Source organism: Stenotrophomonas sp. LC732 (assembly GCF_052446685.1).
GTDB classification, from domain to species: Bacteria; Pseudomonadota; Gammaproteobacteria; order Xanthomonadales; family Xanthomonadaceae; genus Stenotrophomonas; species Stenotrophomonas muris.
Map to the genome: position 1 here is coordinate 4085275 of NZ_CP199214.1, position 25787 is coordinate 4111061.

Sequence of the window (25787 nt, forward strand, 5' to 3'; positions counted from 1 at the left end):
CCACGCATGGCGTGGATCGACCGTGTCGACCAAGGTCGACACCCACCGGCAGTCGCGGTTGACCCACCGTCACCGGGAAACTGTCGGGGGTGGGGCGGTGTGGGGCAGCAGGACCGTTGGCGCCATGGATGGCGCCATCGAGCCCCCAGGGACGGGTTTACGGCGTGTCCTGCAGCCCCACACCGCCCCGCCCAACCCTCAGCAATCCAGAGCCGCTTTGGCTCTGGCATTGGCTTTGGCCTCTGCAGGTGCAGGGCTGCAAGCCCTGCAAAACAACTACGTCACCCAGCCTGCAATCACCAGCAGGGCGAGGACCGCCAGCCACAGCAGCAGCATCCGCCACACCAGGCTCATCGCATCACGCAGGTCCGGCAACCGCTGCCACACCGGCAGCAACCCTGCCTCGGCGTAATCGTGCGCATCCTCACGCAGCTCGGCGTTGACGCTGGCCCGCGCCACCGCGCCAAGGAACCCGATGTTGCCGGCCAGGCGTTCGCCATGGGCCTGGCGCCAGGCCTTCCACGCCGTATCGAAATTGCCCACCAGCGCCATCGAGAATGCCATCAGCTGCGCCACCGGCCACTCGATCCAGCCCAGCAGGCGCTGCGCCAGCGCCAGCGGCTCCACCGGCACGCGTGCGCGCATCGGGCTCTCCGCCATCAGCGCCAGCAGCCGGTAACCGAGCGCGCCAGCCGGGCCCAGCAACAGGAACCAGAACAGCACCGCGAACCAGCGCCGCAGTGCGTTGAGCACCGTCGCCTCGACCAGTGACGGAATGTCCTCGCGCAGGCTGCCGCCGGCCGACTGCAGGTTGCGCACTGCAGCCTGCCGCGTCGCCGCATCATCGGCATCGATAATGGCCTCGATATCGCGGTCCAGGTCACGCGGGCCCCAGCACCAGGCCAGCACCGCCACGCCCAGCAGCAGCGACGGCAGGCCGAACAGCACCCCGCGCAACAGCCACGCCAGCAGCACCATCAGCAACAGCGGCGGCAGCAGTGCCAAGGCAACGCCGGCCGGTCCCTGCCAAGCCTTGCCACCACGCGCATCCAGCCAGCCCAGCCAACGCCGGAAACCGTCGAAACGGCGCAGCGAGGCAGCAGCGGCCGGAGCAACATGGCCCAGGGCCAGTGCCACCAGCACGGCGGCCAGAGTGGTGAACATGGCAGGTCTCCCTACGAAACAAAACGCTCGGCGCCGCTACCTTACCTGTCGCAGCGGCGCCCTCCGCGATGACCCGCACTGTAACCCGGGCCGTGTTCAGGTGGCGGCAATGCAATCGCCCCAGCCGGCCCGGCTCAGCCCTTCTGCTGCCGGTACCAATGCTCGATCAGGCCGCGCGAAATCGAGATCGGCGGCGACAGGCGGATACCCTGGCCATCGTCCTCCACGTCGCGCGCCAGTGCCGCGCCGACCTCGTCGGCACTGAACCAGCGCGCGTCTTCCAGCTCACCGTCCACGGTCGGCAGGTCATCCTGCGCCTGTGCGCGGAAGCCAACCATCAGCGCACCCGGGAATGGCCAGGGCTGCGAACCGAGGTACTGGCAGGCCGTCACCCGCACCTTGCTCTCTTCATGGACTTCGCGCACCACGGTCTGCTCGAAGGTCTCGCCGGGTTCGACGAAGCCGGCCAGCACCGAGTAGCGACGCGGGGCCCAGTTCGACTGCCGGCCCAGCAGCAGCCGGCCCTGGTTTTCCACGGCGACGATCACCGCCGGGTCGACACGCGGGTAGTGTTCGGTGGAACACTGCCCGCAGCGGCCGACGAAGCCACCACGGGCAAACGCCACGGCGCCGCCGCACACGCCGCAGAAGCGGGTGCGCGAGTGCCAGTACGACATGCCGCGGGCATAGCTGAAGGCGGTCGCATCGGCCATCGACCACAGCAGCGCGGCCTGGCGCAGATCAAGCCGGCGTGGCGCGCTGATGGTGACGTTGGTGGCTTCAACCGAGAACCACGCCTGCTCTCCGCGCAGGCCGAGGAAGATCGCGGCACCCGGGCCGCCGCCGATGTCGGCGCCGGTCAGCGCCAGTGGCTGATCGTCATCGCCGGTGAAGGCGCTGCCGTCCTGATCGAGCACGAGAATGCGCGCGCCCGGCCACAGGCGCGCCAGTGCATCGGCATCTTCGCGCAGGGCATCGGCGCGCTCCAGCGGTTCACCCACGAAGGCGAAACCGGAAAGCGGCGAAGGAGTATTGGGCATCCTGCAAGCGTGCCGCCAATCGATGCGGGTGGCAAGGTCGGCGCTGTGCGCAATCTGCCGTTGTGGATGCAGGAAGGATCATCCACGCATGGCGTGGATCTACCCGCTCTGGCAGGTGCCAACCCTGGTTGGCACATTCCGGCCACAGGCCTTTTACATGCTGAAGCTGCTGCCGCAGCCGCAGGTGGTCTTTGCGTTCGGGTTGCGGATCACGAACTGGGCACCGGTCAGGCTCTCGGTGTAGTCCACCTCGGCGCCCATCAGGTACTGCAGGCTCAGCGGGTCGACCAGCAGGGTCACCCCGCTGGTCTGTACCGCCAGGTCATCCTCGGCACGGTTCTCGTCGAACTCGAACCCGTACTGGAAGCCCGAACAGCCGCCGCCCTCGATGTACACACGCAGGGCCAGGTCGGGGTTGCCCTCTTCCTGGATCAGGGATTTGACCTTGGCGGCCGCCGACTCGGTGAAGTTCAGCGGGCGCTCCAGCGATTGGTAATCGGGCGCGGCAAGCGGGGTGGCGCCGGGCAGGGAGACTAGCGTGCTCATGGTGCCAGCATGGGGGTGCCGGGGATGGCTTTCAAGCCATCGCCTCGGCCAGCTTGCGGCGTGCGGCGGTGTCGCCCTTGCCGCCATTGGCCTCATCGCCTTCCGGCGCCGGCAGGGCCGCCATCGGGGCGCTGGCATGGATCAGGCGGCCGTTCAGCTGGGCGCCCGCATTCATCTCCACCACCTGGTAATGGACGTTGCCATTGACCCGTGCGCTGGGGGTCAGCTCGACCTTCTCGGTGGCGTGTACATCGCCGTCCAGGCGGCCGCTGATGACCACCACCTGGGCCCGGATCTCACCCTCGATCACGCCATGTTCGGCGACCGTCAGGGTCGCGCCGCTGGCGCCTTCGGTGGCGATCACCTTGCCGTGGATGCGACCTTCCACATACAGGCCACCACTGAATTCCACATCACCGCGGATCACCACCTGGTTGCCGATCAGGGCATCCACCACCAGCTGGCCTTCACGGTTGGATTTGCTGCTTCCGAACATCTGCCTACTCCCCTTTGCTGGCCGGCGCACCGGCCTGTTTCCAGTCGAATACCTGGGTGGTACCCCCCGTACCACTCCCCAATGTCACCCGCACGCGTTGCGGGGTGAAGTCAGCCGGCAGCATCACGCTGCCGGTGAGCTGCTGGAAGTACCGGAACGAGTAATCCTGTCCCGGCACCTTGCTGCGCTGGTGCAGATCATCCCAGCTGATCGTGGCCAGCTTGCCGTTCTTCACGCCTTCCACGGTGAAGCGCATCTGCCCCTGGCTGATGGCGCCGCGGTTGAGGTTCTGGGTCAGCACGGCGGTGTACTGCCAGGTGCCGGCCGCTTCCGGGCTGAACTCGATCGAGTGGGTGTTCAGGCCCTTGCGCTGGCTGGTCGAACCCACCAGGCGCTCATAGAAGGCAACGTCGGCGCGCAGGCCGGCGATTTCCTCATCGCGCTCGGCCAGCGAGGACTGCACCTCGGTATTGGCGGCGCGGCTGATGCGGTCGGAGGCTTCCAGCGTGGCCTGCTTCTGGCGCAGCTCGGTCAGCTGCGCCTGCAGCGTCTCGGCGCGCTTCTCGGCAGCCTGCAGGCGCTGGCCCTGGGCATCGCGTGGCGTGGCCATCCAGCAGCCACCCAGCACCGCCAGCACCAGGCTGAGCAGCCAGATGCCGCCGATCACCAGCAGGCGGCGACGGTCGGCCGGCGGTTGCGGCGCGCCGGGCAGGCGTACCTGCACGCGCATGGGAGGACGGTTGGTCATGGGTGGTTTCCGGGGTATCGCGAGGGCGACACCGGTACGGCCCCTGTGGCAAACGACGGGCTAGTGTATGACAGGACGGGTGGGTTTCCTGCGCCGTGGCCGGCCACGGTCTGTGGCGTTCAGGCATGCCATCGTCGATAGTGTGGTCCCCTGCACAGTTCCGTCGCCGGAGCATCGCCATGACCGAAGCCCACCTGTTCGTGATCGGCATCCTGCTGGCCTGGCTGGCCGGCATCCGCGTCTACCTCACCGTGTTCGGCGTCGGCCTTGCCGGCCTGCTCGGCTGGGTCGACCTGCCGCCCGCTCTGCAGGCCACCGAATCCTGGTGGGTGCTGGGCACGTCGGCGGCGCTGGCCATCGCCGAGTTCTTCGCCGACAAGATTCCCGGCGTGGACTCGGTCTGGGACCTGGTGCAGACGCTCGCACGCGTGCCGGCCGGCGCGTTCCTCGCAGCGGCTACCCTGTCGCCGGACGGTCAGCTCGGCGCCGGCGCACTCGCCGCCGGTGCCGGCGTCGCCCTCGCCAGCCACGGCCTGAAGGCCGGTACCCGCGCGCTGCTCAATACCTCGCCGGAACCGGCCAGCAACTGGGTCGCCTCCGCCGCCGAGGACACCGTGGTAGTCGGTGGCCTGGCGCTGGCCCTGGCACACCCGTGGATCGCGCTGGTGGTGGTGCTGGCCTGCAGCCTGGCCGGCGCGCTGCTGGTGTGGCTGGTCTGGCGCGCGCTGTGGAAGGGCGTGCGCTGGCTGGCGCGCGGTGCATCGGCAGCACCGCCGGGGCACAGCAGTACCGGTTGAGCACCGGGCTTGTCGCATAATGGACGCGAACACCAGGAGCACCGATGGCCGCAAACGAATCCCCCGCGGGCGCCCGCCCGGGACGCGCTGAAACCCCTCCGGCCGATCATTGGCAGCGCTGGGCGCCCGAGGCGGCAGGCCCCGCTGTGGCCGCACCGACGGCTGCGACCCCGCCGCCCATCGCGACCGATGCCCCGGCGCCGGTCAACAGCGCACCGCCGCCGCTGCCCGGCCCGATCGCACTGGCCGAAGCCGGCAACAACGATCTGGCCCCGCCGCCCTCGGACTCGCCCTACCGCGTGCTGATCGTTGAAGACGATCGCGCCCAGGCGCTGTTCGCGCAGAGCGTGCTGCACGGCGCCGGCATGCAGGCGATCGTGCACAGCGATGCCGATGCCGCGCTGCAGGCGATCAAGGAGCACCGCCCCGACCTGATCCTGATGGATCTGCACCTGCCCGGGCTGGACGGCATGCGCCTGACCGCGCTGATCCGCCAGCAGCCCGGCCTGCAGCTGCTGCCGATCGTGTTCCTCAGCGGCGATCCGGATCCAGAGCGCCAGTTCGAAGTGCTCGACAGCGGCGCCGACGACTACCTGAGCAAGCCGATCCGGCCGCGCCACCTGATCGCAGCGGTGGCCAACCGCATCCGCCGCGCGCGTGCCCAGGCCGCGACCCTGCCGGGCGCCACCGGCGCACCGGCCACCAGCAATCCGGAAACCGGCCTGCCGACGCGCCACCATGTGCTGCAGCAGCTCAACACCGCACTCGCCCACCGCGACCGGGGCGGCGTGTTCTTCATCGAAGTGGCCAGTGCGCTGGGCCTGCGCGAACGCTATGGCTATGCCGCGTTTGAACGGCTGATGGTGCAGGCCGGGCAGCGCTTGGCCGAAGCCGGCCATCCGCACCTGCTGGCGCGGCTGAACGACAACAGCTTCCTGCTACTGGCCCGCAACGCCGACGAGGACGCCCTCGAAGGCATCGCCGCGAGCCTGCGCGAGCAGCTGTCGGCCCGCGCCTTCGTGATCCGCGACGACGAATCCGTGCATCTGCGCGGCGTGGTCGGTTATGCGCCGCTGTCGCCGGGCTTCGAGGATGCCAGCAGTGCGCTGGAAGCGGTTGAGCGCACAACCCTGCAGGCGCGCCTGCTCAGCGCCGGCGTGGCGGGCCATGTGCATCGCCAGGCGGTCACCGAACAGGAACACCTGGCGCTGCTGGAGGGCCAGCTGGAACTGGCCTACCAGCCGATCGTCGCTGTGGCAGGCGGCAACACCGCGCAATACCAGTTGCTGCTGCGCCTGCGCCAGGCCGATGGCACGGTGCTGGCGGCCGGCCAGGTGATCCCCGCCGCGGAAGCCGCCGGGCGCATCGCCGACCTCGACCAGCAGGTGATGGACCACGCACTGGGCCTGCTGGATCTGTACCGGCACGCAACGCAGCCGCTGAGCCTGTTCGTCTCGCAGTCGCTGCGCACCCTGCAGCGCGATGCCTTCGCCGACTGGCTGCTGGAATCACTGCAGCAGCGTGACCTGCCGGGCAGTGCGCTGGTGATCGACGTGCGCCTGCCCGACGCACTGATCCACACCGTGCCGCTGCAGCAGTTCTGCCAGCGCATGGCCAGCGCGGGGGTGCGCTTCTGCCTGAGCCAGTTCGAACCCAGCGGCGAGGCCGATGCACTGCTGACCCAGCTGCCGCTGTCGTTCGTGCGCATGGCTGCGCGCTTCTCCAGCAGCCACTCCAATCCGGCCACGCGCGAGGAACTGCGCAAGACGATCGAACAGGCCCATGCCGCCGGACTGCAGATCATCGGCCAGCAGATCGAGGATCCGCAGGCTGCAGCGGCGATGTGGGTAGGCGGCGTCGACTACATCCAGGGCAACATGGTGCAGTCGGCCGGCAGCGACCTGAACTTCGACTTCCACAACGCGGTGCTCTGACGTGCCGCTGTGGGGCGTGCTGCTGGTTGCCCTTGCTGCGGCCGCCATCGCGCTGCTGCTGTTGGGCCTGCGCCTGCGCGCGCGCAACCATGCGCTGGCCCAGCTGCAGCGCACGCACAGTGCGCTGGCCGCCGAACGCGACCAGCTTCGCCATACCACCGAACGTCAGGGCCAGCTGGAACAACAGCTGCTGCAGGCCAAGCAGGCCGCCGAGGCGGCCGTGCTGGCCAAGGGCGAGTTCCTGGCCACGATGAGCCACGAGATACGCACCCCGCTCAACGGCATCCTGCCGATGCTGGAGCTGATCGCACGCGGGCCGCTGGGCGAAGACCAGCGGCAGATGCTGGCCACCGCCTCGGCCAGTTCGCAACAGCTGCTGCGCATCGTCGACGACATCCTCGACTACTCCCGGCTGGAAGCGCAGGCGCTGGAACTGGAGATCACCAGCTTCAACCTGCGCGACCTGCTCGATGGCGTGGTACAGCTGATGCAGCGGGCCGCCGACGCCAAGGGCCTGGCCCTGGGCCTGCAACTGGATCCATCGGTGCGCCTGCCGGTGCGCGGCGACCCGGTGCGCCTGCGCCAGGTGCTGAGCAACCTGCTGGCCAACGCCATCAAGTTCACCGCCCGCGGCCAGGTGCAGCTGCGCGTGCTGCGCCTGGGTGAAAGTGCCGCGCAGCACCAGCTGCGCTTCGAGATCATCGATACCGGCATCGGCATCGACGACGCGCTGCAGGCGCGCCTGTTCCAGTCCTTCAGCCAGGCCGACGCATCCACCACCCGCATCTATGGCGGCACCGGCCTGGGCCTGGCCATCTGCAAGCGCATCATCGACCTGATGCACGGGCACATCGGCGTGCACTCCACGCCGGGCCAGGGCGCAACCTTCTGGTTCGAGATCCCGCTGCTGAAGGTCGCTGGCGACCTGCCGGCGATGGCGCGCGCACCGGCACCGCTGCTGCTGTTCAGTGCCGATGCAACGCTGCAGGCACGTATCGAGCGCATCGCCGCCCACCATGGGCTGCAGGTGCAGGTGCTGGCACAGCTGGATGCCGTGGTCGAGCGCCTGCGCGCTCCCGCGCGGCCCGGACAACCGGCACCGGCATGGCTGCTGGTCGATGCCCGCGCACGCCGCAACGGTGAGGCCACGCTGCAGCTGGCGCTGAGTGAACGTGGTGACGACGATGCGCTGCAGGTGCTGTGGCTGCAGGAGGGCGCACTTCCACAACGCCAGCGCCAGCGCCAGCTGCCCCCGCACTTCGACGATGCGGCCCTGCATGCACTGCTGGCTGCACCGGTCGCCCCCGCCCGCCCCGCTGCGCTGCTGGCCAGCGCGGACAACGAGCAACCGGCTGCCACGCTGCCGCCGTTGCATCTGCGTGTGCTGCTGGTGGAGGACAATACGGTCAACCGGATGGTCGCCGAACAACTGCTGCGCGTGTTCCAGTGCGAAGTGCGCAACGCCGCCGATGGCGAGCAGGCGCTGGCCGCCCTACGCGAAGGCGGCGTGGACATCGTGTTGATGGATTGCCAGATGCCGGTGCTGGACGGCTACGCCGCCACGCGCCGCTGGCGCGCCGAAGAAGTGGAGACCGGGCGCGCCCGCCTGCCGATCATCGCCATGACCGCCAACGCCATGGCCGGTGACCGCGAGCGCTGCCTGCAGGCGGGCATGGACGATTACCTGTCCAAGCCGATCGCGCGCGCCACGCTGCATGCGCTGCTGCTGCGTTGGGGTGGCGGCAAAGCTGCATCACCTGGACAATTTTCTGTGGAGCCGTCTGTAGAGCCGAGCCATGCTCGGCTGACGGCCAGTTGCACTCCCACTCCATCAGCCGAGCATGGCTCGGCTCTACAGGAGACGACAAGCCAAGCCGCGCCGAAACCGGTGATCGACCGCGACGTGCTGGATGAACTGCACACCGTGATCGGCGACGCTGCCACCCAGATCGTCATGGTCTTTCTTGAAGATGCGCCGGTGATGGTGCAGCAGTTGCAGCTGGCCGCGCAGAACGGCGATGAGCTGCGCTTGCAGGCCACAGCGCACAGCCTGAAGTCATCGAGTGCAAACGTCGGCGCATTGTCGCTGTCGGCGATCGCGCAGCGGATCGAGCACGAAGCCCGTAGTGGCAGCCTGCAGCGCCCCGCAGTGGCGGTGGCGCTGCTGGTTGCGGAATTCGCCCGGGCGCGCGTTGCACTGACGGGCTACCTGGCACAGCACCGCGCCGGCCAGGGCAGCTGACTCACTCTTCCAGCTTGCTCAGCAGGTACTTCGGCTCGCCGATACGCTCGATCAGGTCCAGCTGGGTTTCCAGCCAGTCGATGTGCTCCTCTTCCGAATCGAGGATCTTCACGAACAGCTGGCGGCTGACGTAGTCGCCAACCGAATCGGAATAGGCCACGGCCTCGCGCAGGGTGACCACGCCATCGCGTTCCAGCGACAGGTCGCACTGCAGGATCTCGGTCGGGTTCTCGCCGATGCGCAGCTTGCCCAACGCCTGGAAATTCGGCAGGCCTTCAAGGAACAGGATGCGGTCGGCGAGCATGTCGGCATGCTTCATCTCGTCGATCGATTCCTTGTACTCGTGTTCGGCCAGTTCCTTGATGCCCCAGTTCTTCAGCATCTTGGCGTGCAGGAAGTACTGGTTGATCGCGGTCAGCTCGTTGTAGAGGACCTTGTTGAGGAATTCGATGACCTTGGTGTCGCCCTTCATGGGGGTGCTCCTGCACGCTGAAAACGCAGGCACTTTAGCGCCTCGCGTGCGGTCGTGAAGGAACGCGAATCGTGCGCATTGGCCTGCGCGGCCGAAGGTGAAGGATGCGAAAGCGCGGCGTCAACGCGCCGCGAAAAGGCGATCAGGCGACCTGCGCCAGGCCCAATACCGGCAGCGGCAGATCGTGGGTCGCACGTGCCTTGGCCAGCAGGTCGCCGGCCATGTCCAGGCAGGAACCGCAGGTGGCACCACAACCGGTACGCATGGTCAGTTCGGCCACCGTGCTGACGCCATGGCTGGCGGCTTCGCGGATCTGGTGGTCGGTGACTCCGTTGCAGATGCAGACGTACACAGGCGTGAACCGGGCTGACAGGCCAGAAGCGGCCTGGTGGCTATTCCAATGGAAACGAGAATGGTTGTCAATCAGAGACCTGAACCATTCTCGATACCGTTCAGCCGGTCAGCTGGCCGGGCCGTCGCCCGTGACCTTCTTCGGCCAGTACCCTCGGGTCCGCGGGCGCTTGCGCGGGCGATCGTGCCCGGCGGTGTGGCCCGGCATCCAGGCCTCGGCGGCGCTCTTGGGCATGGCGGTGACGCCCTGCCCGGCCACGCCACGCGCCAGTGGCGCCAGGTGTCGCAGGGCACGCGCATAGACGCCGCGTTTGAACATCACCACGTGCTCTACCGGGTACCAGAAGTCGACCCAGCGCCAGTGGTCGAACTCGGGCGAGTCGGTGTGGTCCAGCGTCACGTGGGATTCGTCGCCGGTCAGGCGCAGCAGGAACCAGACCTGTTTCTGGCCGATGCAGACCTGCCGCTCGTTGCGGCGGATGGCCCGCGCCGGCAGCTTGTAGCGCAGCCAGCCGGGCGTGGCCCCGAGCACTTCCACATGCTCAGGCAGCAGGCCGGTCTCTTCCTGCAGTTCACGATACATGGCCTCGACAGGCGTCTCGTCGGTATTCATGCCACCCTGCGGGAACTGCCAGCCATCCCGGCGCACGCGTCGTGCCCAGAACACCTGGCCGTCCTGCCGCATCAGCACGATGCCGACGTTCGGTCGATAGCCGTCCGGATCGATCACGATGCGGACTCCTAAGAAAATCTACTGGTCGGGACTATCCCATGCCCTCTGTCGGCCCACAAGCACGACACAAAAGTGTTGACAGGGTCGATACACATCCGCAGAATAGCGGGCTCACCAAGGCTATGTAGCTCAGCCGGTTAGAGCACAGCACTCATAATGCTGGGGTCGGTGGTTCGAGTCCACCCATAGCCACCACACTGAAAATCAAGTTGTTTTTCAGTGTGAAAAGTGAGAAAATAGTTGCACGTTTTGCCCCGTCGCCAAGCGGTAAGGCACCTGACTCTGACTCAGGCATTCGGTGGTTCGAATCCATCCGGGGCAGCCAAATTAAAAGCAAAAGGCCAGATCGAAAGATCTGGCCTTTTGCTTTTAATTTGGTCGCGCATCCCACCTTATCCCCGCGCCTGTCGGCGCGCCCCCTTGAACATCAAGGGGGCTCCCCTCCAGAGAGAGGCCCGGGGTCGGATCCTTTTCCAAAGGAGAAGGCTCTGACCCCCCCCCTTCCGAGATGCGAAACCCCGGGTAGTGCCGGCCGCTGGCCGGCAACCACGAAATGCCTGACTCCAAAACGACAAAAGCCCGGCCGAAGCCGGGCTTTTGCTTTTCCAACCAGCGGGCTCCCGCAGGAGCCCAACCAGGCGCGGTAAATCAGCGCTTGGAGAACTGGGTGGCGCGGCGGGCCTTGTGCAGACCGACCTTCTTACGCTCGACTTCACGGGCGTCACGGGTTATGAAGCCGGCCTTGCGCAGCTCGGACTTCAGGGTTTCGTCGTACTCGACCAGCGCACGGGCGATGCCCAGGCGGATCGCACCGGCCTGGCCGGTGGTGCCGCCGCCAGCGGCGGTGACCAGGATGTCGAAGCTTTCGGTGTTCTTGGTCAGCTCGAGCGGCTGGCGCACGATCATGCGCGCGGTCTCACGACCGAAGAACTCGTCCAGCGGACGACCATTGACGGTGATGTTGCCCGAACCCTTGCGCAGGAACACGCGAGCGGTGGAGGACTTGCGGCGGCCAGTGCCGTAGTTTTGAGTGATAGCCATGATTAGATATCCAGAACCTGCGGCTGCTGTGCGGCGTGCGGATGCTCAGTGCCGGCGTAGACCTTGAGCTTGCGGTACATCTGGCGACCCAGCGGGCCCTTCGGCAGCATGCCCTTCACGGCGATCTCGATCACGCGCTCCGGGTGGCGCTCCAGCGCCTGGGCCAGGGATTCGGTCTTCAGGTTGCCGATGTAGCCGGTGAAACGGTGATACATCTTGTCCTGCAGCTTCTTGCCGGTGACGGCAATCTTTTCTGCATTGATGACGACCAGGTAGTCGCCGGTATCAACGTGGGGGGTGTAGACCGGCTTGTGCTTGCCGCGCAGACGGCGGGCCAGCTCGGTGGCGAGACGGCCCAGGGTCTTGCCCTCGGCGTCGACGAGGTACCAGTCGCGCTGGACGGTCTCGTTCTTGGCAGTGAAAGTGCTCATGAAGAACTCTAGGTTAGGTCGGGCTCATTGCGGCGAAGGACTCGCCGGAACTCTGCCACGCGTTGTGAAAGGTGAAGCGCAAGAGGCGGGATTGTACGCAGGTCACGCCCTCGGTGCAAGCTGGCCCCTGCCCCGGGTTGGCAGGGGAGCGGGGGCGGGCGAGAATCGGCGGGTCTCCCGCCCCACCGCGTGCCGCCATGACCGTGCTCCGCCAGACCACCCCGCTGGACCACCTGCTGACCGAGGCGCAGCGCGCCCTGGACACGGTGTTCGGCAACCCTCCGGCGGCCCGCCCCTACCCGGCCGCAGGCACCGGCGAGCCGGGCATGGACCGCGCCGAGCGCCGCCACGCCGCGGGGCTGATGCGGATCAACCATGTCGGCGAGGTCTGCGCACAGGGCCTGTACTTCGGCCAGGCGGCCGTGGCCCGCGACCCGGCCACCCGTGAACACCTGCTGGAAGCGGCCCAGGAAGAGACCGATCACCTGGCCTGGTGCGCGACCCGGCTGGATGAACTGGACAGCCGCCCGAGCCTGTTCAATCCGCTGTGGTACGCCGGCAGCTACACCATCGGCACCCTGGCGGGTCTGCGCGGCGACGGCTGGAACCTGGGCTTCGTGGTTGAAACCGAGCGCCAGGTGGAAGCCCATCTGGACGAGCACCTGGTCGACCTGCCGGCCGGCGATCTGCGCAGCCGCGCGGTCATCCAGGTGATGAAGGAGGACGAGGCCCGCCATGCGGAGCACGCCGAACAGGCCGGCGCACGCCGCCTGCCGTTCCCGATCCCGGGCGCGATGGCGCTGGCTTCCAGGGTGATGAAGACCATCGCCTACCGCATTTGAAGGGTCGCCCGCACCAACGGTGCGGGCCTACCAGGAGGTGCGGGGGCGACGGTGGGGCCCGACCGTTGGTCGGGCCATCAATCAGTTGGGCGAGACCAGCTTCAGGCCGATCACACCGGCTACGATCAGGCCCACGCAGGCCAGGCGGGCCGGCGACGCACTGTCGTTGAACAGATAGATGCCCAGCACCGCCACGCCCATGGCGCCGATGCCGGTCCAGATCGCGTAGGCGGTGCCGACCGGGATGCTCTTCATCGCCTGGCTCATCAGGTACAGGCTGATCAGGGCGGACACCACCGTGGCAACGGTGGGCAGGGGTTTGCTGAAGCCTTCGGAGTACTTCATTCCGAGGGCGAAACCGATCTCGAACAGGCCGGCCAGCAGCAGATAGATCCAGGGCATGGGTGGGGGCTCCTTACCTTTTTGGGAAAAACGAAACGGCCCGGTGTTTTCACACCGGGCCGTGGGTCGGTACATCACCGTGGAACCGTAACGCGTGCGAGGCACTGGTTCCACGGGGCGGGTCGTCCCGCCTGGGCGGCGATGCCTGCGGGCATCGCACATGGGGCTTACTCGGACAGGTTCCGGCCGTGGAACAGCTCTTCGATCTCGCGCTTGAGCAGCGCTTCGATCTTCATGCGTTCCTTGAACGACAGGTTCTTGGCCTTTTCCTCGAACAGGTACTGGTCCAGGTCGAAGTCCTTCAGGTGCATCTTCGTGTGGAAGATGTTTTCCTGGTAGACGTTGACGTCGAACATCTCGTAACGCGACTTGATGTTCTTGGCCAGGAAGTTCTGGATCGAGTTGATCTTGTGATCGATGTAATGCTTCTTGCCCTTCACATCGCGGGTGAAGCCACGGACACGGTAGTCCATGATCACGATGTCCGATTCCAGGCTCTCGATCAGGTAGTTCAGGGCCTTCAGCGGCGAAATGACGCCACAGGTGGCCACGTCGATGTCCGCGCGGAACGTCGCGATGCCTTCCTGCGGATGGGTTTCCGGGTAGGTATGGACAGTGATGTGGCTCTTGTCCATGTGCGCGACCACGGCGTCGGGAATCAGTTCCTTGCCGGCCTGCTTCTTGTCGATCACCGGCTCTTCGGAGATCAGGATGGTCACCGAGGCACCCTGCGGGTCGTAGTCCTGGCGGGCCACGTTCAGGATGTTGGCGCCGATGATCTCGGCGACATCGGTCAAGATTTGAGTCAGCCTGTCGGCGTTGTACTCTTCATCGATGTATTCAATGTAACGCTGACGCTCCTCTTCGGTGCGCGCGTAACACACGTCATAGATGTTGAAGCTCAGCGCCTTGGTGAGGTTGTTGAAACCCTGCAGCCTCAGGCGAGGCAACGGCTTGACCACGGCGGTCGATTCCTGTGTAAGAAGGGAAAGGGGGAATTATGGGGCAAACTGCCCCCGGGGGGAACGTGAAGACGCAAGAGTTCTGGCACACTGTTTGCCCTTAACAATTGCGCTGGTTAAGCTCCGCTATCGACCCCGTGAATCCGTTCATGCGCAGAGGGAGCGCCCCTATCGTGTCAACCGTGCGCCTAGCTAGCAGTCCACTGGCCCTGGATATCGCCACAATCGATCGTTTCCTGGCGCACAGCCACAGGCGGCGATATCCCACCCGTACCGACGTCTTCCGACCCGGTGACCCGGCGGGAACCCTGTATTACGTCATCAGCGGCTCGGTTTCGATCATGGCCGAGGAAGATGACGATCGCGAGCTTGTGCTGGGCTACTTCGGTGCCGGCGAGTTCGTCGGCGAGATGGGCCTGTTCGTCGAATCGGACCGCCGCGAGGTGATCCTGCGGACCCGTACCGCCTGCGAGCTGGCTGAAATCAGCTACGAGCGCCTGCATCAGCTGTTCCTCGGCCCGCTGTCGGCCGACGCCCCGCGCCTGCTGTACGCGCTGGGCCAGCAGATCTCCAAGCGCCTGCTCGACACCAGTCGAAAGGCCAGCCGCCTGGCATTCCTGGACGTTACCGACCGGATCGTGCGCACCCTGCACGACCTGGCGCAGGAACCGGAGGCGATGAGCCATCCGCAGGGCAGCCAGCTGCGCGTCTCCCGCCAGGAGCTGGCACGCCTGGTCGGCTGCTCGCGGGAAATGGCCGGCCGCGTGCTGAAGAAGCTGCAGACCGACGGCCTGCTGCATGCCCGTGGCAAGACCGTGGTGCTGTACGGCACCCGTTGACCGTTGAGCACCCGGTGGGTGCGGACCTTGGTCCGCACTCCTTCGCGCGCTAGGCTCGGGGCATGGAACTGAGCAGCGAATTCTGGTGGTTCATCCTCATCGGCCTGGGCGCACAGCTGGTCGACGGCGCGCTGGGCATGGCGTTCGGCCTGGTGTCTTCGTCGGTGATGCTGAGCATGGGCCTGCCCCCGGCGCAGGTCAGCGCTAGCATCCACACCGCTGAAGTGTTCACCACTGGCGCCTCGGGTGTGTCGCACCTCGCAGCCGGAAATGTCGAGAAGCGCCTGTTCCTGCGCCTGGCCCTGCCTGGCGCGGTGGGCGGTGCCGTGGGCGCGTACGTGCTCACGCAGATCCCGGGCGAGATCATCCGGCCACTGATCTACCTGTACCTGCTGGTGCTGGCGATCATCATCCTGGCCCGCGCGGCCGGACGCTGGATGCCCAAGGGCGAGATCCGCCGGGTACCGGTGCTGGGCTTCTTCGCGGGCCTGCTCGACGCCAGCGGTGGCGGCGGCTGGGGGCCGATCGCCACGTCCACCCTGCTCGCCCGGGGTGGCCAGGCGCGCACCACGATCGGCACGGTCAATGCGGCGGAGTTCGTGGTCACGCTGACGGTGTCGGCGACCTTCCTGCTGTCGATGGGGGTGCAGCACCTGCAGATCGTCGCCGGCCTGCTGATCGGCGGCATGATGGCCGCGCCGGTAGCCGCCATCCTGGTCAAGCGGGTGAAGGAGCGCTGGGTGCTGGTGGCCGTCGGCGTGCTGGTGCTGGGGATCAGCCTGTTCCAGATTGGCCACGCGGTGTACGGGCACCTGTACCGCTGAGCGTTTGCCGGCCAGCGGCCGGCACTACCGGGACAGAGAAGCGCCGGCACAACCGCGACGGAGAGGGGTAGTGCCGGCCGCTGGCCGGCAGATCCATCACCGTGCGGCGGGATCAGGCCTTGTCGCCGCCCCGGTCCACGCAACCCCAGTTGAGGATGCGGGTACCCGCCGGCAGCACGCGGCGGAAGAACGCCACCCGGCCCGGCTTCGGGTTCACCACTACCGGCGCCTTGGCCGCCAGCAGCAGCGGCAGGTCGGCGGTGCTGTCGGAATAGGCGATATCGATGTCGCCGTAGCCGCGCTCGCGCAGCATGCGCATCTTCTCTTCATTGTGGCAGTGGCGGGTCGGGCCGACGCCGCCCAGCCGTGGGCCGACCTCGGTGCCGATCACCGGTACGTCCTGGTGGGCCACGAAAGCCAGGATCGCGCGCGCCAGCTCCGGCGGCGCACCTGTGGCAACCACCACGCGGTCGCCCTTGGCGCGGTGCGCGGCGAACACCTCCAGCGCCTGCGGCAGCAGCTTGGCGCGCATCTGCGCCTGGTTGCGCAGCACATAGGCGTCGATCACCTTGTTGAAGTCACGCGCACGGTGCAGGCCGAAGCTGCCGATCCACACATAGACCGAGATGCCCGCGCGACGGGTCGGCAGCATCGCCACCATCGGCCCGGCGATCGGCGTGACCAGCAGCGCCGCCAGCATGCGCAGCGGGTTGCGCTTGATCAGCGAGGCGAACAGGTGGGTGCCCGAATCGCCGTCGTACAGGGTGTGGTCGAAGTCGAAGACCACCAGCGGCGCATCCTCGCGCGGCGTTGGATAGTGCGTTGTCATGCCGCGAAGAATAGCTGACGCAGGCCCTCGCCCGGCTCTTCCACGCGCATGAAAGCTTCGCCGACGAGGAAGGCATGGATGCCGGCGTCACGCATCAGCGCCACGTCCTGCGGGCCAAGGATGCCGCTCTCGGTGACCAGCAGGCGGTCACGCGGCACCGCGTTCTGCATGTCCAGCGTTGTCTGCAGCGACACTTCGAACGTGCGCAGGTTGCGGTTGTTGATGCCGATCATCGGCGCCGGCACCTGCAGCGCACGCTCCAGCTCGTCGATGTCGTGCACTTCCACCAGCACGTCCATGCCCAGCGACAGCGCCAGTTCGGACAGCGTGGCCAGCTGGGTGTCGTCCAGCGCGGCGACGATCAGCAGGATGCAGTCGGCGCCCAGCACGCGTGCCTCGTACACCTGGTAGGCGTCGATGACGAAGTCCTTGCGCAGCACCGGCAGCGTGCACGCCTCGCGCGCCTGCTGCAGGTAGGCGTCGGCGCCCTGGAAGAAGTCCACGTCGGTCAGCACCGACAGGCAGCTGGCGCCGCCGAACTCGTAGCTGACGGCGATGTCGGCCGGGCGGAAGTCCGGGCGGATGACGCCCTTGGACGGGCTGGCCTTCTTCACCTCGGCGATCACCGCTGGATCGCCGTTGGCCACCGCCGCCTGCAAGGCGCGCACAAAGCCACGTACCGGCGGGGCGCCGGCCACGGCGGCCTGCAGCGCCTCGAGCGGGCGCTGGGCGCGGCGCTGGGCCACTTCTTCGGCCTTGCGGGCCAGGATCGTCTGCAGGATGTCGCTCATCGTCTTCGGTTCGGTGCGGGGGCGGTGAGGACGGCCATTATCGGCCATCGACGGGGTCAGGCTGAACCGCGCGCTCAGGCAACCAGCGCGCGGGTGGTCTCAACATACTGCTGCAGGCGCTGGCGGGCACTGCCGTTGGCGATGGCGGCACGGGCGCGGGCCAGGCCGTCGCCGATGTCGCTGGCCACGCCGGCAACGTACAGGGCGGCGCCGGCATTCAACGCAACGATGTCCAGCGCCGGGCCGGGCTCGTTGTCCAGTACCGCGCGCAGCATCTGGATGGACTGCTCCGGGCTGTCCACGCGCAGGTTGCGGCTGGCCGACATGGCGATGCCGAAGTCCTCCGGGTGGATCTCGAACTCGCGCACCTTGCCGTCGCGCAGTTCGCCCACCAGCGTGCCGGCACCCAGCGAGATCTCGTCCATGTTGTCGCGGCCCCAGACCACCATGGCGCGCTCGGTGCCCAGCTCGCGCAGCACGCGGGCCTGGATGCCCACCAGATCGGGATGGAACACGCCCATCAGCACCGACGGCGCGCTGGCCGGATTGGTCAGCGGGCCGAGGATGTTGAAGATGGTGCGCACGCCCATCTCGCGGCGTACCGGCGCAACGACCTTCATCGAAGGATGGTGGATCGGCGCGAACATGAAACCGATGCCGGTCTGCTCGATGGCGGCGGCCACCTGATCCGGCTGCAGTTCGATCACCGCGCCCAGCGCTTCCAGCGCGTCGGCACTGCCGGACTTGGAAGACACGCTGCGGTTGCCATGCTTGGCCACGCGCGCGCCGGCGGCGGCCGCGACGAACATCGCGCAGGTGGAGATGTTGAAGGTGTGCGAGCCATCGCCACCGGTACCGACGATATCAACCAGGTTGGAGGTATCGGCCACCGGCACTGGCCGGGCGAATTCACGCATCACGGTGGCCGCCGCGGCGATCTCGTCCACGGTCTCCTTCTTCACGCGCAGCCCGGTCAGGATCGCCGCGGTCATCATCGGCGAGACGTCGCCGCGCATGATCTGCCGCATCAGGTCGACCATTTCGTCGAAAAAGATTTCGCGGTGTTCGATGGTGCGATGCAGGGCTTCCTGGGGGGAGAAGCTCATGGGAATGCTCCTTGGATCAGGCCGCCGGACGCTGCAGGAAATTGCGCAGCAGGGCGTGGCCGTGTTCGGTGAGGATGGACTCGGGGTGGAACTGCACGCCTTCCACCGGGAACTGGCGGTGGCGCAGGCCCATGATCTCTTCGATCGAGCCGTCGTCGTTCTCGGTCCAGGCAGTCACTTCCAGGCAGTCCGGCAGATTGTTCTTGTCCACCACCAGCGAGTGGTAGCGGGTGGCCTGGTAGCGGTCCGGCAGGCCGGCGAACACGCCCTTGCCTTCATGGCGGATCGGCGAGGTCTTGCCGTGCATGATGTTGCCGGCACGGATGACCGTGCCGCCGTAGACCTGGCCGATGCCCTGGTGGCCCAGGCACACGCCGAGGATCGGCGTGGTCGGGCCCAGGCGCTGGATCAGCTCCAGCGACACGCCCGCTTCGTTGGGCGTGCACGGGCCGGGCGAAATGACAATGCGCTCGGGCTTCTGCGCGGCGATCTCGTCCACGCTCATCGCATCGTTGCGCACCACCTTCACCTCGGCGCCCAGCGTCTGCAGGTACTGCACGATGTTGTAGGTGAAGCTGTCGTAGTTGTCGATCATCCACAACATGGTCAGGTTCCGTCGCTTATCAGGAAAATGGCGTACACGTTTTCGGTGTAGGTGATGGGGCCGGCTTCAATGGATTCGGGCTCAGCGGGCGCGGGCGCGGAGGCGGGCGCGTAGCTGCCGGTCACCGAGATCCTGTCGAGGTCCCCGCCGTCCTCGCCCTGCTGCGGCCATTGCCCGGCCCGGATGCCGTAGGCGAAGTCCGGCGCCACATCGGAGATGCTGTACAGGCCACGCACTCTTGTTCCATAGGCCTTGGCCAGGCCCTGCGCGGACTCGCGGGTCTGGGCCGCTGCCTCGCCCTTGAGTTCGCGGCGCAGCGCCACTTCGCCCGAATAGGTCGGCGCCAGGCTGCTCACCTGTACGTTCTCGTTGGCCTTCAACGCCCCCAGCACATCCTGCATCGCCTTCACGCTGGCGAAGCTGGCACGCAGTTGGCGCGATACGCGGGTACCGATGAAGACCTGCCGGTTCTGCTCATAGCGCGTGGCCGGGCCGATCCGCAGGTTGTCCGCACGCACGCTGCCCTCCACCGCCTTGTGCTGCTTGAACAGTGCCAGCACGCGGGCAACGTTGTCCTGCACGCGGCGGCGCGCGGCGTCGGCGTCCATGTCGGTCTCTTCGATGTTCAACTGCAGGCCGAACCGGTCCGGCATCACCGTGCGGCTGCCCTGCCCCTTCACCAGCAGGTGCGGCTGCGAGGGAATCGTGTTGGCCTGCGCCCACGCAGACGGGGCCATCGTGGCCAGCAGTGACGACCACAGCAATGCGCTCAGCAGCTTCATGCGGTACTCCTTGTCTTGAATGGGAACAGCGGAAGGTGCCGCGGCGCAGGCCACGGCACGGGGAGGATCACAGGCCCTTGGCGGCCTGGGCGACGGCGCGGAACAGCGCGCGGCCCTTGTTCATCGTCTCGTCCCATTCCTTGTCCGGGTCCGAGTCGTAGACGATGCCGGCACCGGCCTGCACATACAGGCGGCCATCCTTGATCACCGCGGTGCGGATCGCGATCGCGGTATCGGCATCGCCGTGCCAGCCGATGTAGCCGATGCTGCCGGCGTAGACATTGCGCTTGATCGGTTCCAGCTCGCGGATCACTTCCAGCGCGCGGATCTTCGGCGCGCCGCTGACCGTGCCGGCAGGGAAGGTGGCACGGAGCACGTCGGCATAGCTCAGGCCCGGCTGCAGCTGCCCGGTCACTTCGCTGACGATGTGCATCACGTGGCTGTAGCGTTCGATCACGAACTGCTCGCCCACCTCCACGGTACCTGCCTTCGAGACGCGGCCGGCATCGTTGCGGCCGAGGTCGATCAGCATCAGGTGCTCGGCGCGTTCCTTCGGATCTGCCAGCAGCTCGGCTTCCAGCGCCAGGTCCAGCTCGGGCGTGGCGCCACGCGGGCGGGTGCCGGCGATCGGGCGCACGGTGACTTCGCCATCCTGAAGGCGTACCAGGATTTCCGGCGATGAACCGACCACCTGCAGGTCGCCGACATCCAGGAAGTACATGTACGGCGACGGGTTCAGTGCACGCAGCGCGCGGTACACATCCACCGGGCGCGCCTTGAACGGCACGCTCAGGCGCTGGCTGAGCACCACCTGGAAGATGTCACCGGCGCGGATGTATTCCTTGCTGCGCTGGACCGCATCGACGAACCCTTCGCGGGTGAAACCGGAGACGAAGTCGGACTCGTCCAGCACGTCGCTGTTGAGCGGCGCCGGATAGCCGGCACCCGGTGCACGCAGCTTGGCAGTCAGTGCATCCAGGCGCGCCTGCGCCTGTTCGAAAGCGCCCTCGACCCGCGGGTCGGCGTGCACGATCAGGTACAGCCGGCCCTTGAGATTGTCGAACACCGCCAGCTCGTTGGAGTCCAGCAGCAGGATGTCCGGCGTGCCCAGCTCATCGCGGCCGGCCGGCGGGGCCAGGCGCGGCTCGATGTAACCGATGCACTCGAAACCGAACCAGCCGACCAGGCCACCGGTGAAGCCCGGCAGGCCTTCCAGCTTCGGCACCGAGTGGGCGCTGCGCAGCGCCTCGACCTCGGCGAACGGGTCGGCCATTTCGCGGGTGTCCACCACCTGGCCGTCTTCGCGCACGGTCAGCGTGTGGCCATGGAAGGCGTACACGCGACGCGCCGGCAGGCCGATGATCGAGTAACGACCAAAGCGTTCGCCGCCTTCGACGGATTCAAACAGGTAGGTATTGGGGCCGTCGGCGAGCTTCAGATAGACCGAAAGCGGCGTGTCCAGGTCGGACAGCACTTCACGGACGACGGGAATATGGGTGTGGCCTTCAGCGGCCTGCTGCTGAAACTGAGCGTGCGAGTTCAAGACGACTTTCCTTCCGGGACACAGCGTTATGGGGGCGGACGACGGCAACGGGCCACCATCGCCACCAACGGCGTGCGGAAGAAAGGGTATGCGGGGTCGTCAGGCTGGACACCCCCTGACTGTATCGCAGCCGGGGCGGGAGGGGAACCCTGGAAAACTGAACCACGGGACGGCCGGGGCCGGCCACGGGAACCAACGACGCGGACCGGTAGAGTCGACTGTTGGTCGACTTGCGCGCGTAGCGCGGGGGTTTACGCCGTCGGAACGAAAAGCAGTCGACCAACAGTCGACTTTACCCCCTACCCGGCCAGCAACGGGCATCCGGTCGGCAGGTGCATCCGCACCCTGCCCGGCACGCACGCGATGCGGAACTGGCGGGCCTGCACCGGTTCGCCGTCCAGGTTGAGGGTCAGCGCCTTCGGTGCGTCGATCTGCAGCCACGGCAGCCGCGCGCGCGTGGCCAGCTGTTCGAGCGCCGCCTGGGTGCCCGACTTCAGCATCTGGCCGAGCGTGGCGGTGACCTCACCTTCCAGTTCCGGAAGCACGGTGACATCCAGCAGCCCATCGTCGATCACGGCCTGCGGGCACAACTGCTGGCCACCGCCGGCCTGCCGGCCATTGCCGATGCCCAGGGCGATGAAGTCGCCTTCCCACGCGAAATCCGGGCCGGACAGCCGCGCGGTGATCGGCTCGATGCGGCCCAGCTTGGCGATGCCGGTGATCACATAGGCCAGCCCGCCCAGCATCTTCTTCAGGCCGGCATCGGTCTCCACCGTCACCTGCGTGCCGAAGCCACCGCTGGCGAGGTTGGCGCACCACCAGGGCGTGCCATCGGCATCCACGCGCAGCAGATCGATGGCACGCGGCGTGGTTTGTCCGATCAACGCAAACGCGCCCTCAGGCTCGGTCGGAATACCCGCAGCCGTGGCGAAATCGTTGGCGGTCCCCATCGGGATCAGCGCCAGCGAGGGCAGCGCATCCGCCGCTTCCTCACGATGCGCCAGGGTTTCGGCCACCGCGCTGAGCGTGCCATCGCCACCGGCGGCAACGATCACGTCCACGCCATGATCGATGGCCTCGGCCACGTAGCGTTCGGCGTCACCGTCCTCCCAGGTCACCCGCACGTCCAGCTGCACGCCCTGCCCGCGCCAATGGCCGACAGCCTCGCGCAGTTCCTCGTTGCCTGCGGATTTGCCATTGAGGATCAGGCGCCAGCGCGGGGTGGTCATGCGGTACTTCCAGGAGGGGGTGGCACAGGCTAGCAATGCGCTGTTTGCCCGCGGTGAATGTCACGCAGGTGTCATTCAGTTGCTGGAGAATGGAAGGCCATAGCAGGGACGATGGATGGAGGCAGGATCAGCCTCCCACGCATGCAGCGAGGCCACGCCAGTGATTGGCGTGGCTTTTTTTTTTGCCCAGCAGTAGATCCACGCCAAGCGTGGATGCACGTCATCTCACCCGTTGGCGAAATCGTGCAGCGCCTGGCCCTGCAACCGGTAGACGGTCCACTCGTCCTGCGGTTTGGCACCGGCAGCGGTGTAGAACTCGATGGCCGGGGTGTTCCAGTCCAGCACCGACCATTCGAAACGGCCGCAGCCCTCGGCCACGGCCTGGCGCGCGATGTACTTCAGCAGTGCCTTGCCGGCGCCCGCACCGCGCTTTTCCTGGCTGACGTAGAGGTCTTCCAGGTAGATGCCCTTGCGGCCCAGCCAGGTGGAATAGTTGTAGAAATACACCGCATAGCCGATGGCCTCGCCGTCGGCTTCGCAGATCAGTGCGCGTGCCGTGGCATCGGGACCAAACAGGCTCTCGGCGATGCCGATCTCATCGGTCTGCACCGAATGCTCGGCCTTCTCGTAGATGGCCAGCTCGCGGATGAAATGCAGGATCAATCCCGCATCGGCGACGGTGGCCGGGCGGATGTTCAACAGTGCCATGGGCGGAAAAGGAAACGGAGGGGATCAGGCGAGCTTAATCCCCTCCGTCCCCTTTTTGTCAGCGTGCCGCAGCGACGTTGGCGCGCATCTGCGCGATCACATCCTGGTAGCTGGTCCTGGCGTTGAAGATGGCCGAACCGGCGACGAAGGTGTCGGCGCCGGCAGCGGCGATCTCGCCGATGTTGTCGGCCTTCACGCCGCCATCGATCTCCAGGCGGATGTCCTTGCCGCTGGCATCGATCATCTTGCGCACCACGCGCAGCTTGTCCAGCGCCGAGGGGATGAAGGCCTGGCCGCCGAAGCCCGGGTTGACCGACATCAGCAGCACCAGGTCCAGGTCATCCAGCACCCAGTCGAGGATGTCCACCGGAGTGGCCGGATTGAGCACGATGCCCGGCTTGCAGCCCAGCGAGCGGATCAGCTGGATGGTGCGGTGCACGTGGCGGCTCGCCTCCGGGTGGAAGCTGATGTAGGTGGCACCGGCCTCGGCGAAGTCCGGGATGATGCGATCCACCGGCTCGACCATCAGGTGCACGTCGATCGGCGCGGTGACGCCATGCTTGCGCAGCGCCTGGCAGACCATCGGGCCGATGGTCAGGTTCGGCACGTAGTGGTTGTCCATCACGTCGAAGTGGACCCAGTCCGCGCCAGCGGCGAGGACGTTGTCGACTTCCTCGCCGAGGCGGGCGAAGTTGGCGGACAGGATGGAGGGGGCGATGAGGCAGTTGGACATGGCCGGGGCCTTCGGAACGGGGAAAAGGTTCTCCCGCCCGCAGGCGGGACTCTGGAATCAGCGCTTGCGCAGGGTCTTGATGCGGTCGTAGGCGGCATTGATCCGCCGCGACTTCTGCTCGGCCTGCTGCTGCAGCTCGGGGGCGGCACCGCCCAGCTTGTCGGGGTGGTACTGCGAGATCAGCTTGCGGTAGGCGCGCTCGACCTCGGCATCGGTGGCCTCGGAGGTCAGCCCCAGCTCCCGGTACGGGTTCTCCTTGTTCAGGCGGAACCAGTCCGAATCGAAGGCGTGGCCGATCAACAGGCCGACCACCGCGCCGAACAGCGGATTGGGCCGGAACAGCAGGGCGCCGGCGATGAATCCGAGCAGTTTTCCGTACCAGCGCATGGCGCTCCGGGGTCGACCGACGAAATGGACGCTCATTTTACGTCACAGCGGGCCCGGACCGCTTTACACTAGGCCGCCCGCTGGTCAGCGGGCCCGCCGGGTCCGTTGGGCAGCAGCCGTATCGACAACGCCCCAGGAGTGCCCGTGCCAACCACGCTGTTGCAATCCGATCTCCCCGGCCTGCCCTTGCGCCATCGCGGCAAGGTGCGTGATGTGTTCGATATCCCGCGCGAGCGGCTGCCAGCCGGAACCCCGCCGGGCGAGTACCTGCTGATGGTCGCCACCGATCGCCTGTCGGCGTTCGACGTGGTCCTGCCTGACCCGATTCCGGGCAAGGGCGAGATGCTCTGCCAGGTCTCCAACTTCTGGTTCGCCAAGACCGCGCACCTGATGCCCAACCACCTGACCGGCATCGACGTGGCCAGCGTGCTGCCCGAAGGCGTGGACCCAGCCCTGTACGCCAAGCGTGCGGTGGTCACCCGCAAGCTGAAGCCGGTGCCGGTGGAAGCGATCGCCCGCGGCTACCTGATCGGCAGCGGCTGGAAGGACTACCAGCGCACCGGCAAGGTCAGCGGCATCGACCTGCCCGACGGCCTGCGCCAGGCCGAGCAGCTGCCGGAGCCGATCTTCACCCCCTCGACCAAGGCCGCCGTCGGCGACCATGACGAGAACATCGATTTCGATGCGATGGTGAAGCAGGTCGGTGCGGAACTGGCCGAGCGCGTGCGCGACGCCACCCTGCGCATCTACAAGTTCGCGGCCGATTACGCCCGCGAGCGCGGCATCATCCTGGCCGATACCAAGTTCGAGTTCGGTACCGACGCCGATGGCCGCCTGTACATCATGGACGAGATGCTGACGCCGGATTCCTCCCGTTACTGGCCGGCCGACGAATACGAAGTGGGCACCAGCCCGCCGAGCTACGACAAGCAGTTCGTGCGCGATTACCTGGAGACGCTGGACTGGGGCAAGACCGCCCCGGGCCCGAGCATCCCGGCCGAGATCATCGAGCGCACCCGCGCCAAGTACGCCGAGGCGCTGCAGCGCCTGGCCGGGATCAGCGTCGACTGATCCCCCCGCGTCCCCCCGGCCGGAAAGGCGGGGGGCGCTCTGATCGCGGTAGTGCCGGCCGCTGGCCGGCAACCTCGCGAACTCGGCTATGCTCTGGAGTGCCGGCCAGCGGCCGGCACTACCGTTGCCCGAGGAAGCGA

29 protein-coding genes and 2 tRNA genes are annotated in these 25787 nt (G+C 67.0%); 9 read left to right on the forward strand and 22 right to left on the reverse strand.

What is annotated here, in order from left to right; all coding sequences use genetic code 11:
• Positions 1-276 precede the first annotated feature (276 nt).
• From ampE to ACT6SE_RS19300, 5 genes are all read right to left on the reverse strand, one after another.
• Positions 277-1164, reverse strand: a complete 888-nt coding sequence (gene ampE, locus ACT6SE_RS19280; protein WP_046432856.1) for a regulatory signaling modulator protein AmpE — start codon at positions 1162-1164, stop codon at positions 277-279.
• A gap of 134 nt (positions 1165-1298) precedes the next feature.
• A complete protein-coding gene (gene nudC / locus ACT6SE_RS19285) occupies positions 1299-2204 on the reverse strand; it encodes an NAD(+) diphosphatase (protein ID WP_014648655.1) in 906 nt (301 codons plus the stop codon).
• A gap of 153 nt (positions 2205-2357) precedes the next feature.
• On the reverse strand, positions 2358-2750 hold the full coding sequence (gene erpA / locus ACT6SE_RS19290; protein ID WP_046432858.1) for an iron-sulfur cluster insertion protein ErpA: 393 nt from the start codon (positions 2748-2750) through the stop codon (positions 2358-2360).
• A gap of 31 nt (positions 2751-2781) precedes the next feature.
• Positions 2782-3246 (reverse strand): bactofilin family protein, encoded by a 465-nt coding sequence (locus tag ACT6SE_RS19295; protein WP_032956754.1) that lies wholly within the window; start codon positions 3244-3246, stop codon positions 2782-2784.
• 4 nt (positions 3247-3250) lie between these two features.
• A complete protein-coding gene (locus tag ACT6SE_RS19300; protein WP_005411304.1) occupies positions 3251-3994 on the reverse strand; it encodes a DUF6776 family protein in 744 nt (247 codons plus the stop codon).
• Positions 3995-4173: 179 nt separating this feature from the next.
• On the opposite strand from ACT6SE_RS19300, the gene ACT6SE_RS19305 reads away from it, so the two are divergent.
• Genes ACT6SE_RS19305 through ACT6SE_RS19315 form a run of 3 tightly spaced genes read left to right on the forward strand, consistent with a single transcriptional unit; the run spans position 4174 to position 8967 of the window.
• On the forward strand, positions 4174-4791 hold the full coding sequence (locus ACT6SE_RS19305; protein WP_014648657.1) for a DUF4126 domain-containing protein: 618 nt from the start codon (positions 4174-4176) through the stop codon (positions 4789-4791).
• A gap of 44 nt (positions 4792-4835) precedes the next feature.
• The gene (locus tag ACT6SE_RS19310; RefSeq protein WP_046432861.1) at positions 4836-6725 is read left to right on the forward strand and encodes an EAL domain-containing protein; all 1890 of its coding nucleotides are present in this window, start codon (positions 4836-4838) and stop codon (positions 6723-6725) included.
• Between the two features lies 1 nt (position 6726).
• Positions 6727-8967 carry an ATP-binding protein gene (locus tag ACT6SE_RS19315; RefSeq protein ID WP_046432863.1) on the forward strand — a complete coding sequence of 747 codons (2241 nt, stop codon included), beginning with the start codon at positions 6727-6729 and terminating at the stop codon, positions 8965-8967.
• A 1-nt stretch (position 8968) separates the two neighbouring features.
• On the opposite strand, the gene bfr is transcribed toward ACT6SE_RS19315, so the two are convergent.
• The 3 genes from bfr to ACT6SE_RS19330 all read right to left on the reverse strand — a co-directional run bounded on the left by bfr (position 8969) and on the right by ACT6SE_RS19330 (position 10520).
• Positions 8969-9439, reverse strand: a complete 471-nt coding sequence (gene bfr, locus ACT6SE_RS19320) for a bacterioferritin (protein ID WP_005419804.1) — start codon at positions 9437-9439, stop codon at positions 8969-8971.
• A gap of 142 nt (positions 9440-9581) precedes the next feature.
• Entirely contained in the window at positions 9582-9791 is a 210-nt protein-coding gene (locus tag ACT6SE_RS19325; RefSeq protein WP_005411309.1) for a (2Fe-2S)-binding protein, read from the reverse strand.
• 108 nt (positions 9792-9899) lie between these two features.
• A complete protein-coding gene (locus ACT6SE_RS19330) occupies positions 9900-10520 on the reverse strand; it encodes an RNA pyrophosphohydrolase (RefSeq protein ID WP_014648660.1) in 621 nt (206 codons plus the stop codon).
• A gap of 121 nt (positions 10521-10641) precedes the next feature.
• Between ACT6SE_RS19330 and ACT6SE_RS19335 the strand changes: the two genes are divergently transcribed.
• Both ACT6SE_RS19335 and ACT6SE_RS19340 read left to right on the forward strand, forming a co-directional pair.
• A tRNA-Met gene (locus ACT6SE_RS19335) sits at positions 10642-10718 on the forward strand.
• A 55-nt stretch (positions 10719-10773) separates the two neighbouring features.
• Positions 10774-10848: transfer RNA gene (locus ACT6SE_RS19340), tRNA-Gln, on the forward strand.
• Positions 10849-11171: 323 nt separating this feature from the next.
• Here ACT6SE_RS19340 and rpsI read toward each other — a convergent pair.
• A complete protein-coding gene (rpsI, locus tag ACT6SE_RS19345) occupies positions 11172-11564 on the reverse strand; it encodes a 30S ribosomal protein S9 (protein WP_444811039.1) in 393 nt (130 codons plus the stop codon).
• 2 nt (positions 11565-11566) lie between these two features.
• Complete coding sequence (gene rplM, locus ACT6SE_RS19350; protein ID WP_005414692.1) at positions 11567-11995, reverse strand: 50S ribosomal protein L13; 429 nt, start codon at positions 11993-11995, stop codon at positions 11567-11569.
• A 197-nt stretch (positions 11996-12192) separates the two neighbouring features.
• Here rplM and coq7 point away from each other — a divergent pair, with 197 nt between their 5' ends.
• Positions 12193-12837 (forward strand): 2-polyprenyl-3-methyl-6-methoxy-1,4-benzoquinone monooxygenase, encoded by a 645-nt coding sequence (gene coq7, locus ACT6SE_RS19355; protein WP_014648661.1) that lies wholly within the window; start codon positions 12193-12195, stop codon positions 12835-12837.
• Between the two features lie 81 nt (positions 12838-12918).
• On the opposite strand, the gene ACT6SE_RS19360 is transcribed toward coq7, so the two are convergent.
• Positions 12919-13239 (reverse strand): DMT family transporter, encoded by a 321-nt coding sequence (locus ACT6SE_RS19360; protein WP_005419816.1) that lies wholly within the window; start codon positions 13237-13239, stop codon positions 12919-12921.
• A 167-nt stretch (positions 13240-13406) separates the two neighbouring features.
• Positions 13407-14201 carry an adenosylmethionine decarboxylase gene (gene speD / locus ACT6SE_RS19365; protein WP_014648662.1) on the reverse strand — a complete coding sequence of 265 codons (795 nt, stop codon included), beginning with the start codon at positions 14199-14201 and terminating at the stop codon, positions 13407-13409.
• A 149-nt stretch (positions 14202-14350) separates the two neighbouring features.
• On the opposite strand from speD, the gene crp reads away from it, so the two are divergent.
• Positions 14351-15040 (forward strand): cAMP-activated global transcriptional regulator CRP, encoded by a 690-nt coding sequence (crp, locus tag ACT6SE_RS19370; protein WP_010482649.1) that lies wholly within the window; start codon positions 14351-14353, stop codon positions 15038-15040.
• Positions 15041-15102: 62 nt separating this feature from the next.
• The gene (locus tag ACT6SE_RS19375) at positions 15103-15864 is read left to right on the forward strand and encodes a sulfite exporter TauE/SafE family protein (RefSeq protein WP_014648664.1); all 762 of its coding nucleotides are present in this window, start codon (positions 15103-15105) and stop codon (positions 15862-15864) included.
• A 112-nt stretch (positions 15865-15976) separates the two neighbouring features.
• Here ACT6SE_RS19375 and ACT6SE_RS19380 read toward each other — a convergent pair whose 3' ends face one another.
• From ACT6SE_RS19380 to ACT6SE_RS19425, 10 genes are all read right to left on the reverse strand, one after another.
• On the reverse strand, positions 15977-16693 hold the full coding sequence (locus tag ACT6SE_RS19380; protein WP_005419826.1) for a haloacid dehalogenase-like hydrolase: 717 nt from the start codon (positions 16691-16693) through the stop codon (positions 15977-15979).
• Complete coding sequence (gene trpC, locus ACT6SE_RS19385) at positions 16690-17484, reverse strand: indole-3-glycerol phosphate synthase TrpC (protein ID WP_032960709.1); 795 nt, start codon at positions 17482-17484, stop codon at positions 16690-16692. The genes ACT6SE_RS19380 and trpC overlap by 4 nt, the downstream gene beginning before the upstream one ends.
• Before the next feature lie 74 nt (positions 17485-17558).
• On the reverse strand, positions 17559-18590 hold the full coding sequence (gene trpD, locus ACT6SE_RS19390; RefSeq protein ID WP_046432866.1) for an anthranilate phosphoribosyltransferase: 1032 nt from the start codon (positions 18588-18590) through the stop codon (positions 17559-17561).
• Between the two features lie 16 nt (positions 18591-18606).
• Positions 18607-19194, reverse strand: a complete 588-nt coding sequence (locus tag ACT6SE_RS19395) for an anthranilate synthase component II (protein ID WP_444811040.1) — start codon at positions 19192-19194, stop codon at positions 18607-18609.
• A 2-nt stretch (positions 19195-19196) separates the two neighbouring features.
• Positions 19197-19976: an SIMPL domain-containing protein gene (locus ACT6SE_RS19400; protein ID WP_014648669.1), complete on the reverse strand. Its 780-nt coding sequence runs from the start codon at positions 19974-19976 to the stop codon at positions 19197-19199.
• A gap of 67 nt (positions 19977-20043) precedes the next feature.
• Complete coding sequence (gene trpE, locus ACT6SE_RS19405) at positions 20044-21519, reverse strand: anthranilate synthase component I (protein ID WP_046432870.1); 1476 nt, start codon at positions 21517-21519, stop codon at positions 20044-20046.
• 299 nt (positions 21520-21818) lie between these two features.
• Positions 21819-22748: a lipid kinase YegS gene (gene yegS / locus ACT6SE_RS19410; protein ID WP_014648671.1), complete on the reverse strand. Its 930-nt coding sequence runs from the start codon at positions 22746-22748 to the stop codon at positions 21819-21821.
• A 225-nt stretch (positions 22749-22973) separates the two neighbouring features.
• Positions 22974-23456, reverse strand: coding sequence for a GNAT family N-acetyltransferase (locus ACT6SE_RS19415; protein WP_046432872.1), 483 nt, complete (start codon positions 23454-23456; stop codon positions 22974-22976).
• Between the two features lie 58 nt (positions 23457-23514).
• Positions 23515-24189: a ribulose-phosphate 3-epimerase gene (gene rpe, locus ACT6SE_RS19420; RefSeq protein ID WP_040006972.1), complete on the reverse strand. Its 675-nt coding sequence runs from the start codon at positions 24187-24189 to the stop codon at positions 23515-23517.
• 57 nt (positions 24190-24246) lie between these two features.
• Complete coding sequence (locus ACT6SE_RS19425; protein WP_005411327.1) at positions 24247-24576, reverse strand: J domain-containing protein; 330 nt, start codon at positions 24574-24576, stop codon at positions 24247-24249.
• Positions 24577-24720: 144 nt separating this feature from the next.
• On the opposite strand from ACT6SE_RS19425, the gene ACT6SE_RS19430 reads away from it, so the two are divergent.
• On the forward strand, positions 24721-25647 hold the full coding sequence (locus tag ACT6SE_RS19430; RefSeq protein ID WP_014648673.1) for a phosphoribosylaminoimidazolesuccinocarboxamide synthase: 927 nt from the start codon (positions 24721-24723) through the stop codon (positions 25645-25647).
• Positions 25648-25787 lie beyond the last annotated feature (140 nt).